At 27.9% G+C, this 14,133-nt stretch carries 12 protein-coding genes and 1 pseudogene; 8 read left to right on the forward strand and 5 right to left on the reverse strand.

The window, feature by feature from the left end; translation table 11 throughout:
* Positions 1-200: 200 nt before the first annotated feature.
* From katG to AC2JAQ_RS05435, 4 genes are all read left to right on the forward strand, one after another.
* Positions 201-2,414, forward strand: coding sequence for a catalase/peroxidase HPI (katG, locus tag AC2JAQ_RS05420; protein WP_488458282.1), 2,214 nt, complete (start codon positions 201-203; stop codon positions 2,412-2,414).
* Positions 2,415-2,776: 362 nt separating this feature from the next.
* Positions 2,777-3,046, forward strand: a complete 270-nt coding sequence (locus AC2JAQ_RS05425) for a hypothetical protein (protein WP_488458283.1) — start codon at positions 2,777-2,779, stop codon at positions 3,044-3,046.
* A gap of 481 nt (positions 3,047-3,527) precedes the next feature.
* A complete protein-coding gene (locus tag AC2JAQ_RS05430; RefSeq protein ID WP_488458284.1) occupies positions 3,528-4,148 on the forward strand; it encodes a hypothetical protein in 621 nt (206 codons plus the stop codon).
* 266 nt (positions 4,149-4,414) lie between these two features.
* The gene (locus AC2JAQ_RS05435; RefSeq protein WP_488458285.1) at positions 4,415-4,990 is read left to right on the forward strand and encodes a helix-turn-helix domain-containing protein; all 576 of its coding nucleotides are present in this window, start codon (positions 4,415-4,417) and stop codon (positions 4,988-4,990) included.
* A gap of 73 nt (positions 4,991-5,063) precedes the next feature.
* Here the strand turns inward: AC2JAQ_RS05435 and AC2JAQ_RS05440 are convergent, their stop codons facing one another.
* Both AC2JAQ_RS05440 and AC2JAQ_RS05445 read right to left on the reverse strand, forming a co-directional pair.
* Positions 5,064-5,459, reverse strand: coding sequence for a (deoxy)nucleoside triphosphate pyrophosphohydrolase (locus AC2JAQ_RS05440; protein ID WP_488458286.1), 396 nt, complete (start codon positions 5,457-5,459; stop codon positions 5,064-5,066).
* 464 nt (positions 5,460-5,923) lie between these two features.
* Positions 5,924-6,691: a class I SAM-dependent methyltransferase gene (locus AC2JAQ_RS05445; protein ID WP_488458287.1), complete on the reverse strand. Its 768-nt coding sequence runs from the start codon at positions 6,689-6,691 to the stop codon at positions 5,924-5,926.
* Between the two features lie 584 nt (positions 6,692-7,275).
* Between AC2JAQ_RS05445 and AC2JAQ_RS05450 the strand changes: the two genes are divergently transcribed.
* A complete protein-coding gene (locus AC2JAQ_RS05450; RefSeq protein ID WP_488458288.1) occupies positions 7,276-8,175 on the forward strand; it encodes a DUF1266 domain-containing protein in 900 nt (299 codons plus the stop codon).
* 175 nt (positions 8,176-8,350) lie between these two features.
* Here AC2JAQ_RS05450 and AC2JAQ_RS05455 read toward each other — a convergent pair whose 3' ends face one another.
* The 3 genes and pseudogenes from AC2JAQ_RS05455 to AC2JAQ_RS05465 all read right to left on the reverse strand — a co-directional run bounded on the left by AC2JAQ_RS05455 (position 8,351) and on the right by AC2JAQ_RS05465 (position 10,414).
* Entirely contained in the window at positions 8,351-8,521 is a 171-nt protein-coding gene (locus AC2JAQ_RS05455) for a hypothetical protein (RefSeq protein ID WP_488458289.1), read from the reverse strand.
* 156 nt (positions 8,522-8,677) lie between these two features.
* Positions 8,678-9,514 (reverse strand): hypothetical protein, encoded by an 837-nt coding sequence (locus AC2JAQ_RS05460; protein ID WP_488458290.1) that lies wholly within the window; start codon positions 9,512-9,514, stop codon positions 8,678-8,680.
* 537 nt (positions 9,515-10,051) lie between these two features.
* Positions 10,052-10,414 (reverse strand): annotated as a pseudogene (locus tag AC2JAQ_RS05465) ((deoxy)nucleoside triphosphate pyrophosphohydrolase).
* Positions 10,415-11,186: 772 nt separating this feature from the next.
* Between AC2JAQ_RS05465 and AC2JAQ_RS05470 the strand changes: the two are divergent.
* The 3 genes from AC2JAQ_RS05470 to AC2JAQ_RS05480 are packed head-to-tail and all read left to right on the forward strand — an operon-like array spanning position 11,187 to position 14,041.
* On the forward strand, positions 11,187-12,746 hold the full coding sequence (locus AC2JAQ_RS05470) for a hypothetical protein (RefSeq protein ID WP_488458291.1): 1,560 nt from the start codon (positions 11,187-11,189) through the stop codon (positions 12,744-12,746).
* Positions 12,746-12,997, forward strand: coding sequence for a YkgJ family cysteine cluster protein (locus tag AC2JAQ_RS05475; protein ID WP_488458292.1), 252 nt, complete (start codon positions 12,746-12,748; stop codon positions 12,995-12,997). Before AC2JAQ_RS05470 ends, AC2JAQ_RS05475 begins: the two co-directional genes overlap by 1 nt.
* Before the next feature lie 12 nt (positions 12,998-13,009).
* Entirely contained in the window at positions 13,010-14,041 is a 1,032-nt protein-coding gene (locus AC2JAQ_RS05480; RefSeq protein WP_488458293.1) for a hypothetical protein, read from the forward strand.
* The last annotated feature ends 92 nt before the right edge of the window (positions 14,042-14,133 follow it).

Raw genomic sequence — 14,133 nt, forward strand, 5'->3', positions numbered from 1 at the left:
TAAATTCAGTTTTTACTAAAAATCAATCCATATATATAACTTACCCAATGTTATTTTCCAATTTACTCATAGTACTAGTTATATATTTATATAATTTAATGTAATAGTATTTATATGAGAAAGTCTATATTACTTATATGTCTACATAAATTAAGTAGGTATGCAGGTAGGTAAATAAGAAGGGTAAGGAGGATAGTGTTATGGTAGAAAGGAAATGTCCAGTGACAGGAAGATCAAGTAAAGGAGTAGCAGGTGGAGGAACAACTAATGAGTATTGGTGGCCAAATCAGCTTAATCTTAATATTCTTCGTCAAAACTCAGAGCTAAGCAATCCTATGTCTAAAGATTTTAATTATGCTGAAGAATTTAAAAAGTTGGATTATTATGAACTAAAGAACGATTTGTATAAATTGATGACAGATTCTAAGGAATGGTGGCCTGCTGATTATGGTCACTATGGACCATTTTTTATTCGTATGGCTTGGCATAGTGCTGGAACTTATAGAATTAGTGATGGTAGAGGTGGTGGAGGTCAAGGATTGCAACGTTTTCCACCACTTAATAGCTGGCCAGATAATGTGAATTTAGACAAGGCACGTCGCTTACTTTGGCCAATTAAAAAGAAATATGGAAATAAAATATCTTGGGCTGACCTTATAATATTGACAGGTAACTGTGCATTTGAATCTATGGGATTAAAGACAATTGGTTTTGGTGGTGGCAGAGTGGATGTTTGGGAACCACAGGAGGATATTTACTGGGGTAGTGAGAAAAAATGGCTTGGAAATGATGAGCGTAATAAAGATGATAAAGAGGATAAAGCACTTGAAAATCCTCTTGCTGCTGTACAAATGGGCTTAATTTATGTGAATCCAGAGGGACCAAATGGAAACCCAGATCCTAAGGCAGCAGTTAAGGATGTAAGAGAAACATTCTCTCGTATGGCAATGAATGATGAAGAAACTGTTGTTCTTATAGCAGGTGGACATACTTTTGGTAAATGTCATGGAGCTGAATCGCCTTCATATGTTGGACCAGAGCCAGAAGCTGCACCTATTGAACAGCAAGGCCTTGGGTGGAAAAATAGTTATAAAACTGGTAATGGCCCATATACAATAGGTAGTGGAATTGAAGGTGCATGGAAAGCAGAGCCTATAAATTGGACAATGGGTTACTTAAAAACATTATTTAAATATGAGTGGGAATTAGTTAAAAGTCCTGCAGGGGCATACCAATGGCTAGCTATAGATGTAGATGAAGAGGATATGGTAGTTGATGCCCATGATCCATCAAAAAAGCATAGACCTATGATGACTACTGCAGATTTAGCACTTATTAATGATCCTGTTTATAAAGAAATAGCAAGGAATTATCTAAATAATCCAGAAAAATTTGCTGAGGATTTTGCAAAGGCTTGGTTTAAATTAATCCATAGAGATATGGGACCAATATCAAGGTATCTTGGACCAGAAGTTCCAAAAGAAAGCTTTATTTGGCAAGATCCAGTGCCAAAAGTTAATTATAGATTGATTAATAAAAAGAACATTCAAGAGCTTAAGAAAAATATTTTAGCCTCAGGATTGTCAATATCAGAACTTGTTACAACAGCTTGGGAATCTGCATCAACATTTCGTTGTTCAGATAAGCGTGGAGGAGCAAATGGGGCAAGAATACGTTTAGAACCACAAAGACAATGGCAAGTTAATGAGCCGGAAAAGCTTAAGAAGGTTTTAAATATCTTAGAAAGAATTCAGATGAATTTTAATAGGTCACATTCAAAGGAAAAGAAGGTTTCTTTAGCTGATATTATTGTATTAGGTGGATGCGTTGGTATTGAACAAGCTGCGAAAAATGCAGGGCATAATATTACTGTTCCTTTTACTCCAGGACGAAGTGATGCAACTCAAGAGGAAACAGATATAAATTCATTTAGTGTTCTTGAACCTAAGGCAGATGGATTTAGAAACTATACAAAAGATGAATATGCAGAGATATCAGATGAAATGTTAATTGATAAAGCTCAGTTATTAGCATTAACTATTCCAGAAATGACAGTATTAATTGGTGGTATGCGTGTGTTAAACACTAATTATAAACAATCCAAGGATGGAGTCTTTACAAATAGGAAAGAATGTCTTACAAATGATTTCTTTGTAAATCTTCTTGATATGGATACAATTTGGAAAGCAATACCTGAAAGTAAAGAAAGATTTATAGGCTTTGATAGAGAAACAGGTAAGGAAAAATGGACAGCAACAAGAGTTGATCTTATATTTGGATCAAATTCACAACTTCGCGCAGTTGCTGAGGTATATGCATGTAATGGCAATGAGAAAAAGTTCATAGAAGACTTTGTAGCTGCATGGAATAAAGTAATGAATGCAGATCGCTTTGATGTTAAAGAAGAACAGTAAATTTAACTTTATCATAAGTAATTGAGATTTTTATTAAACTTGGATAATTGAATATATAAGAAAATGTGTAGAATGTAGAGTTCCTTAACAGTAAGTTTTAATGTAGTTAAGGAACTTTTCTTTACATTATTTGCTTAATAATTAAAGCAATATCTACAATAGTGTAATTTTATTGAACAATTTTATAGTTTAACAAAATTATTAAAGTATTTTTGCACTATTATACAGTCTAAAACTTTTTTATGATTTTTTCAGTTGCACATTATAAATGACCAGTTATGTATTTTATATTGTAATTAATTCCTTATAATGTAAAATATAATCAAAAGCATATATATAACTTATTGATAGGGGGATTTAGAATGAGTGAAAAATTAAGTGTGAAGAACTCTACTATTATATTAAATAAACTTAAAACATCAATTATTATATTATTCATTTCAGCATTTTGTAGGATCATTGCACCATTTTCTCAAACTACATCTGAAATTGGATTCTATATATCTTGGTTAGTATTAATATTAGGAGTTATTGGTTTGGTTATAGGGAGCATATTATTCATGGTTTCCTTATATAAAGCTTTAAAATTTATTTTAACTTCACTAGATATATTATTAGAAAATAAAAAATAATCTAAGACCTCTAGCATATTTAATGTTGGAGGTTTTTTGTTTAATTTATAGTTTAAGTTCAATAACTTTATTTTTAGATTTCAGAATTTATAAATAGACTCTTTTTACAAGTATTTTTTATATAAGTTTCAGTTTAGCTAAATAGCCTTTTTTATAAATGTACTTTAGATAGGTTTCAGTTTAGTTTTAATTACTCTTTTTTATTATATTTCAAATAAGTATCAATATTAGTTTTATATAAATAGTATTAACTTTTGATATATTTAAGTAAGTTTTACTTTGTGTTAATTGTTTACAGTTAGGTGTTTTGATATTATTAATTAGGCTGTATTTTAAAGAGTGTTGAATAGTTTTGATTTTGAATAGAAAAAAAACTATTGAAAATTAAGTTGGTATGAAAAAAAGGTTGAAAACAATCTAAAAAAAACAGTTACATTAATTAAAAAAGGGTATTTTAAAGGAATATTTTGAGGGTGAAAAGATGAGTAAAAAACTTAAAGGTGGGAATATTTTTATTTCAATAATTGCTTTAGTAATGATATCAACCATAGTAGGTTTTAATATGTATTTAAATAATGAAGATAGGAAATGGAAAGAGGTTGAAGATAAAAATTTAGATGAAAGAGTAGAAAACTTTTTTGAAAATTTTTTTATGCTTGAAAACATGTATATTGATGTAAATGAATTTAATGAAATAGTATCATCATCAAGATTTATAAATGTAGATCACGGAGAATTGATGTATATATACAGTACAAAGTTTCTATTAAATATTAAAGAAAATGAAGAAAAGGAAAATATAAAGTTTGATGTTGGGTTACAAAAAATCTTTGAAGATGATGAAAATAGATTAAAGGTTTTATTTAAGTATAATAGAACTTTTAATATTATTGGTAGTGATGAAGTTAACAAAGAAGAAACTACATATGAAGCTATTTTATTAAAAAAACAGGATTCTTTAATAATAGATAAGATTTATGAAGCTGATGCTTTAAAGAAAGATAGCTTTTTGGATATATTCTATAGTAAAGAAGAATTGTATGAAAAATATATAGAAGATGAGTTTTTAAAATATAAAAGACTATCAAGAAAATATTTGTAGGTAAGTTTTACTTTATATAAATCAATATTATTAAAAAGTAATTTGGGATGAAATAAAATAAGCGACCCCAAAAATCGCTTCTAAGTAACAATAAGATATATTACTTTCTAGGTAAATGAAAAAATAACTGAGAAGCAATAAGCCAGTAAAATAGCCATTTGTAGGATGTCAAATACTTTTGACATACCTAAAATGGGCAATATCAAATGCTTTTGATGGTAAAAATTCACTCGAGGTTATAGACTAATTATGCAGGAGGGCATTGTATGGAGATTGGAAAACAAATAAAAAAATATAGAACAGAAATGAAGTTTTCACAGGATGAATTAGCTGAAAAGATATTTGTATCTCGTCAAACTATTTCAAACTGGGAAAACAATAAAAACTATCCGGATGTGAAAAGCTTATTATTGCTAAGTTCTCTTTTTGATGTATCTCTTGACATATTGATTAAAGGAGACCTTGAAGAAATGAAAGAAAAAATTAAATCAGAGGACATTGATAACTTTAAACATGATAGTAATATTTTTAGTATATTGTTATTATGTACTCTTTTATTACCTGTTCCACTTGGAAGATTCATGGGGCATATTGGATTTGGAATTTGGGGATTGATTGCTATAGGATCAATGTATTATGCTATTCGAGTTGAAAAGCATAAAAAGAATTTTGATATTCAAACTTATAGAGAAATTCTTGGTTTTTTAGAAGGAAAAAATATGGACGAACTTCAGAAAAATCAAGAGTATGGGAAAAGACCATATCAGAAATTTTTGTTAGCAACAGGTGCAGCTTTATTGATGATAGTTGTGTCAGTTATTATGGGATATATACTGCTATAAATTCTTACAATATATTTATTTAGTTAAAAACTGTTCTATAATTAAGAAAAACAGGAGAAATCTCCTGTTTTTTTTATTTCTCACTTATTAATTGCTTTACAGCTGGAACATCAGCAGGAGCCCATGAAAGAGTTTCTAAGTATTCTACTGGAAGCCATATAAGTTTCGCATGCTCACTAGCCTTTGGTGTTCCATTCACAAGTTTACATCTTAATGTAATTAAGTTAACTATAACTTTTTCATACTCATGAGTATTATCATTAAATGTAGATATGTATTCTATGTCACAATCTAATTCTTCTTTAATTTCTCTAACTATAGCTTGACCTAAAGTTTCTCCTTCCTCAATTTTTCCACCTGGGAATTCCCATTGCTTAGGAAGAGACATGTCTTTTGATCTTAAGGCACAAAGAATTTCTTTGTTTTCATTTTCAATTATAGCGCCAACTACTTTTACTGTTTTCTTCATAACTTTCACCTCAAAGTTTATTTTATCATAATTACAATTGAGATCAAACTTTAGGCCAATTAACAAAGAGCTTATTGGCTATATTTGGATAGGTAATGTAATATTAGATTATTTTTTGCTTTCTATTTATCTTTAAACACTATTATGAATTTAATATCTAGGAGCAAAAAAGAGAAGTATGTCATGACTCCATTATCCTTTGTTACAGCAATATGTTTTTTTGTAACTGTGTTTAAACTTTAGTTTTTTAGTATAACTTTTTATTTAAGGTTTGGAACATGTGTTATTATACTAAGCCTTAAATAATATTAAAGTTTATTTACTCTTAGTAAAAATACTAAGAGTAAAGAGTTTTCTTAATTAAGTATTTTTAAACTACTAGATAAATTAAAAATTGGAATAAATTTAAGTTGATTTAGAATGTTAGATAAAATCAACCATTATCTGCAACAAAGTCCAAGGAATTATTTTCTAGATAAATAGAGTTCCATGGTATCATATACCTTTAGTGAATTATTATGTTCTAAAATAGCTTGCCTAATCTCTTTTTCAAACTGTTCTTTTATCTTTGGATTCATGGTTCTATGATCTGAATAGGTACTTAATAGAGATATGTAATCACAGGAATTAAAGATTCTAGTTTGGTGATAGAGTTTGAGTTTAACATCTTTAAATCCATATTTCTTTAGCCTTTCTAAAAGCTCTTTATAATGATTTTCATCATTTTCTATAGGCTTAGTATTTGAAGGTTTATACTTTCCATATATGTCTTGAATTTTTTGGTGCAACACATCATCTTTACGTCCTATGAATGGTTTATTCCAAAATAATGCTAAAGTTCCATTAGGTCTTAATAGGTTAAAAGCTTTGGGATGACCTACGCTTTCATCAATCCAATGAAAAGCAGTGGCAGAATATATAAGGTCAAAAGTGTTAGCATTACACTTAAAGTCTTCAAAGGAAATGTTGTGTATAGTAAAGTTTTTATAGTCTTTAAATTTATTCTTTGAAAACTCTGCAAGATTTTCTCCAAGTTCAATAGCTGTTAAATCACATCCAGTTTTAAGAAAGGGAAGAGTAGCCTGTCCAGTACCAATCCCAATTTCTAGCGCCTTTTTATGCCCATCTAGTTTTGAATATTCCATAATATCATGAAACAATTCTTCACAATAGTTAGGCCTCCACTTGTCATAATTTATAGCATCCTCATTAAAGGCAAAACGCTTATCCATAACACACCTCCTAAGTTTTATATCTGTTTTATTTAATTTTATTATATTATTCCATTTTTTGAAATCAACTTAAAAAATAAACTTTTCTGAGTTAAGTATATAAACTAAAAATACAATAAGAAAACATATTATTACTTTATTAACAATTTTGCTATATAATGTTAATAGGGAATTAAAGATTTATAGATAGAAATAATGGACAAACTAAAAGATTTATCTACATTTAAAAATAAGTTATTTTAGATAAAAATCATATGGCTATATCAATGATGTATTTAGGCTTTATCAATTTGTAATATAGAAAGTACCTTTTATTATTTAGGACCATATAAAACATAAAAGATACTAAACTATTTTACATTTAGGCTCTGCTTTAAACTAGCATTGCTTTTTAGAAAATCTAAAAAGCTATTTTTTTATGATGTAGTAGACTTTCTTTTAAAGTAGTATTGATTTTTAATGAGAAATTAAATTGGTTTTGAATGGCTAGTTAAAACCTAATATTAAACTCATAGGCAAGATTTAACATTTAATATACTTAGAGATTTTATAAAGACTTAAACATAAATATAGGAGGACGAGCCATGGTGTCAACTGCAGGAGAAAATTTAAAAAATAAGTTACATAATGATAGCACTATTCCAGATAGTATTGAGAGATTAAAGGTATTATCAATGGGAAGTGTTTATCCATACGCACCAGAATTAAGTGAGCTTATAAGAAAAGAAGAGGATAAGGAAACTGAGTGGTTAATGGTTATGAAAGCCTACTTAAGTTTGGATTCATCCATAAAGTTTACTGAAAGATATAAAAAGAGAAAACTCTTTAAGAGTGCATTAAGGGATTCTTGGGCAATAAATAATAAAAATGAATTACTAGAGCAGATGAATTACTTACTTGATGGCACTAATTCTCAGTATGCTAATATTCAAATAAGTCTTTATTGTGAGTTAGTACATAAAAATCTAGATATTACTCCAAAAAATATAAAGAGAACAGAAACATTTAATAAGATTTATGGTGATCAGGGTAAAAGTGAAGATGGCTACGAACAAATAGTAAATTATTTAGTAGGAGCTCTAGAGATTATTGATTCAAATAGCCAAAATCTATTAACTAAGGGATGGGTAAGAGGCTTTGACTTAGCAAGAGTAGTTCATCTTGTAAAAATGGGATATTGCACAGGATTATTATCTGAAAATGAAGCTTGGACAATCATTGATAACCTTTATGAGGAATTCGAGAATTTTGATAGTTATTATGAATTCTTTGCAAGCAATGAGTTAGGAAATTTACTATTTGATTATGATAGAGAATTAGATCTTGTAAAGAACCTAGAAAATAGAATTAATGCCTTAGCTCCTATCTTGCTAGATATACATACGCCATTTAGGTACTTACAGATTTCAGAAGATAATCCAGAATCACCAGCAACTATATATAGAAGGATTTTTAATATAGAGAATATAAAAAAGCTTAAATGATAATCATTAACTATAGTAAAAGCATTAAGAAAAGAAAGTAAAAATAGATGGGCTAATTAGCCTATCTATTTTTTTATAAGTTTATATTTGAATATCAATAAACTAACTATAAATCAACACTAAACTAAAATAGTGCCATATACTAAATGATTTAAAATAATAACTTAAAAGTTACTTATGTATATTCTAATATATCTTTTTCTAATTCATCAAAGCCTTCTTTGGTTACAAAAGATCCTTCACCTAAATAATGATCATATGTTGCTAAACCAATTAACTTTTCACCTAAAAACCATAATCCAATTTTATCTATTAAGTCTCGGTTAAATTCTGGATGGAAAAACATCCATTCCCATCTAGCCCAATTCTAATTAATGTGTCTACAATTATCTTTAGATATTTCAATCAAAAAATCACAGACTACATTGTAGTAAGTATTATTGAATCTTCTAAAATTAACTTTCATTTCACACCTCATTTCTTTTTATTGTGATAATGTATATTAGATTTTCTTTTTTAAAAAGATCCACCAGTGATTATTAAAGTCTTCAAAAGAAATTTCTTCAAAGTTAGAATCTTCTTTTAACCATTCCCTTATTATATCTATTAGATTTTCGAATATATTTATAGGGTAACCTAACCTCAAATCCAGATCAAACATATAGTGGTTAATTGCAATAATTCCATTATCTTTTAATGTATAGGCTATTTCATTAACAAACTTAATAAAATTGTTCTTTAAAGTTTCTTCAAAAGTATTATTTTCAATTTCTTTTTTTATTAGTTCAATCATTTGGGGTAAAAGGTCTAACCACTGACAATTAACGGTATCAATATTACTATTGGCACAAAGCATTGCTTGAAGTACATCATTTACTCCATGTTGAAAAGCTATTATGTCAACTTTACCATTTTCAATATGATTCCTTATATTTGTTGCATCATCATCAATAAGTTCTAAATTTATTTTTAGTCCTTTAGTTTTTCTAATAAGGCTTTCATTTAAAATTTTATTCATATTTGCAGCAATGTAATAAGAGTACGGATTTGAAATTGATAATGTTTGAGGAATAATATCTGCATCACCAGAGGCAACTTCTAAAACGCATATCTTCTTATTAGAATATAGTTTGTTGAACAGATTAGCCCATTTTGATCTAAAGTATAACTCTGTTACTTCATTCCAATTTTCTATTGGTTTTTCTAACACTTCTCTTAACAATGTAACCTTTGAACAATCACTAATTGCCCTAAAATTATTAAACTGTTTTTCACTTAAAAATTTCTTTGCATTATTTAAATCTAAGATTTCACTTTGAAAATTATCTAGTGGCTTCATTTAAATTTCTCCTTAAAAATAAATTTTATATTATTTTAGCATTTTTACCATATTAAGTGAGAGTGAGGGGGTTTTAAACTATAATTTTTTAACTAAAACTATAGTTAGTAAAATAGTCTAATAATATTTTGAGATTAATATATATAGCAATATATTTATTTAATGATTTATTAAGGTAGAAATCATTTAACTAGTACTACAGATAGAGATTTAAGCTACTCTTTAGATAAGGAGAATAATTACAGAAAGTTTTAAATTTGAGATTATAGAATATTGATGTTAATAGTAGAAAATAAATGTTAATATGTGTAAAATTAATATACTATTAACTGAAAGGAGTTTAATAGTGATAAAAGAAGTTGTTTTATTATAAGAGTAAAAATAGGAGCAATTTTCTATTTGTATATTTATCAATATTTTTAAAAGGAAAATATTTTTATATTTAATAATAAAACTTACCAAAATATGAACAGATTATTTGTTAATTCTCATAATATTTTGGTAAGCTTTGTTAAAAGTTATTTGATATAGAGATTTTTACTTTTGATCTAATAATTGCTTTACAGCAGGAGCCCATGAAAGAGTTTCAAGGTAATCTACTGGAAGTCATATAAGTTTTGTATGCTCACTAGCTTTTAGTGTTTCATTGACAAGCTTACATCTTAATGTAATTAAGTTAACTATAACATTTTCATACTCATGAGTATTATCATTAAATGTAGATATGTATTCTATGTCACAATCTAATTCTTCTTTGATTTCTCTAACTATAGCTTAACCTAAAGTTTCTCCTTCCTCAATTTTTCCACCTGGGAATTCCCAGGGCTTAGGAAGAGACATATCTTTTGATCTTAAGGCACAAAGAATTTCTTTATTTTCATTTTCAATTTTAGCGCTAATTCTAAGGTTTTCTTAAATTGTTTAAAGCAATATCCTGAGATAATAAATAGAATTTAACATTAGACTTATATAAGCAATAAAATTAAAAATACATAAATATAAACTGTAGTTTGCTTTAAGTAATTTAAGAAATTATGTAAAGTTAAGAAACATTAATAATATTAAATAAAGAAATGAATGCTTTAAAATATATAGTAGAACTTAGAAACAAGGGTATTAAGATGAAAAGTTCAATAAACATATTAAAGTCAACAGAATGGTATAGAAGCATAAAAAGAGTAGAGACATACACCTTTCCCCATGTGCTTATTCAAGACTCCAGATACAATATTTTGTACAAAGTTTATGAAAGACTATATCTAAGGAGTTCAACTTAAATATTGATATATAAAGAATATAATATAGAAAAATTAAGTTGTAATTTATTGTTATTATCAACAAATATAGTTATATATAGTAAAATATAATAAAGAAGTAATTATAATAAAAAATGCTAATAAACTTTATATAAAAACAAATTTTATTATTTGGTAGTAAATTATAAGGGTTGTTTAACTTTTAATTATTATAAGAATGTAATTTGTTATCAGAGGAATGTGGGTAAAAGTGGAATATAATATTTTTATATATGAAAATCGTATATATTATTTTTAAGATTAGTTTATACAATTAAAAACTGAGACAGAAATATTAGAGTTTTTCATTTATATAGGAAGTAATTTAGAGAAAATAATATATATAAGCAAAATTAAAAATTAAAGGAGTAAATATTATGAGCAATTTATACATTAGTGATTGTGAATCGACTTTTTATCCAGATCCAAATGAAAATGTTATGGACAGTATTTTTAAGCAATATGAAAGGGTAATTGTTGAAAGTTTAATAACTTCATTTGGACTAGATTTTATTGTGAAAGACCAACATGGTGGAGATGTTGATACTATAAATAATGTTCGTAAAATAGGCAAAGATGAAAAAATGTATTATAAAAATAAACGAAATCAAGCAGACTATGAAAACCGAGGGGAGTATGATTCACATCTTTATCACAGTCATAAAGACTATAAGGAAAAAAACAAGCAAATTAGTAAAGATAAAAAAGAAGGTAAATTAAAAGATGCATATACTGGTAAAAGTATTGGGCCTAATGATAAAAGCGATTTAGATCATGTTATTTCAGCTAAAGAAATTCATGAAGATAGAGGAAGGATTTTAGCAAATATAAATGGTGCAGATTTAGCAAATAGCAATGAAAATCTACAAGTTACTAATCCTCATACTAATAGAACTAAAAAAGCAGATACTATGGATGATTTTTTAGAAAAGAAAGGATATGAGTATACTGAACAAGAGAAAAAACAAATGAAAGAAAAAGATGCTAAAGTAAGAAAGGCAACTGAGGCAAAAATAGCAAAGACATATTATACAAGTCCAAAATTTGCTAAAGACGTAGCTTTTTCTGCTAGTAGTGTTGGAATAAAGATGGGATTTAAACAAGCTCTTGGATTTGTATTTACAGAAGTATGGTTCACAGTAAAAGAAGAATTTAATAATTTAAGTGGTTGTTTTGATTTTTCAGAACTATTAACATCAATTGGAAACGGGATCAAGCGTGGATTTGAAAATGCAAAAGAAAAATACAAAGAATTACTTGCTAAATTTAAAGAAGGGATATTTTCGGGAGCTATTTCAAGCATTACTACTACACTATGCAATATATTTTTTACAACAGCTAAAAATGTTGTGAAAATAATTAGGCAGACATATGCGTCTCTTGTTCAAGCTGCAAAGGTGTTATTTATAAACCCTGATAACTTAGAGTTTGGAGAAAGAATGCGTGCTATGGTAAAAATACTTGCAACAGGAGCAAGCATTGTTATGGGGACAGCTTTTAGCGAGGCAATAGAAAAAACACCAATAGGAGCAATACCAGGAGTTGGAGATGTTGTTAAAACATTCTGTGGAACCTTTGTTACAGGAATTATGAGTTGTTCATTATTATACTTCTTTGATAGAAGTGAGATTATGAATAAATTAGTTAGTAAGCTTAATAGTTTAGATATATTAACTACAGAAATTAACTATTATCGTAAACAAGCTGAATATTTTGATAAGTATGCAGCAGAGCTTATGAGTATTGATATTGAGAAATTTCGTGAAGAAACAGAATTATATTATTCATTTGCTCTTGAAATTGAAAATATAAAAAGTGAAGAAGAGTTAAATATTAAGATGAAGAATATCTTAAATAAAATAGGAGTAAAGATACCCTGGGAAGGAGATTTTGACAGTTTTATGAGTAATAAGAAGAATAGGTTGGTGTTTGAATAATGTTTAAATGTGATAAATGTGGAGAATGCTGCAGAAATTTAAATAAATCACCTATATATGATGAACTTCATAATGGAGATGGTGTATGTAAATATTTAATAGGGAATTTATGTAGTATTTATGAAGATAGACCATTGTTATGTCGTATTGATGAAAGCTATGAAACTTTATTTAAAGAAACTATGACTAGAAGTGCATATTATAATCTTAATTATGAATTTTGTAATAAATTAAAAAATAAATTAATATAAGGAGGATATGTTATGCCATTACCATTAATTTTAGGAATAGGAGCTGCTGTTGCAGGAACAGTAGGAGTTGGAAGCGGTATTCGTGGAGCTGTTAAAATGAAAGAAGCTAAAGATAATATGAAATTAGCAGAAACTCGTCATAAAGCAAATATTGATAGGTTTGAAGAAGAAAGCAAAAGAACAAGTATTGATATGGATAAGTTAGGTAAAAAAGAACTTGAGATTCTTAAAAGTTTTGAAGATTTTGCTGATGTTATTGAAAGAATACAATGTAGACCGGAGTTTAAAAGCTATGATAAAGAGGGCTTTAGTATTCCTAAATATGATGCTGAGGAATTAAAAAAGGTTTCTGTAGGAGCAAGTTTATTACTTGGTGGAATAGGAGGAGCTGCACTTGGAACAGCTGGAGGATTCGCAGCAGCAGGAGCGACTACTTCTGCTGTTATGGCAATAGGAACAGCATCAACAGGAGCAGCTATTTCATCATTAAGTGGAGCAGCCGCTATAAATGCTACATTAGCAGCACTTGGAGGAGGTGCAATTGCTGCTGGGGGAGGTGGAATTGCTCTTGGAAGTGCTATACTTGGTGGTGCAACACTTGGAGTTTCATTGCTTGTTGGAGGAATAATATTTAATATTACAGGATCATCCCTTTCAAATAAAGCTGAAGAAGCTTGGTCACAAATGGAAAAAGCTGAAAAAGAAATAAATGAAATATGTTTATATATGAAGGAGCTAAGAAATATATCAAATAAATTTTATGAAGCTATTTCTTCAGTAGATAAAATTTATAGAAAACATTTAGAAAAACTTATGAATATAGTCTACATTAATCATAAAACAAATTGGAATGACTTCACAGAGGAAGAAAAGGTCATTACAGAAAATACAAATTTACTTGTAGGCTTACTTTATGATATGGGAAAAGTTAAAATTGTGTCAGTATCAGAAAATAATGATGAATGCAACAAAGTGAATTTTGATGGAGTATATGAATGTATTGCAAATACTAAGGTATTTCTTAATGAAAAAGGATTAGAATAATTATCTAAATATAAGGACTTTTTTAAAAGCTAAGAAAATCTTATTAAAATGATTGTTTGGAGAATATGAGGAAGATTCTTTAGAGGATATTA

Source organism: Clostridium sp. LIBA-8553 (assembly GCF_057782465.1).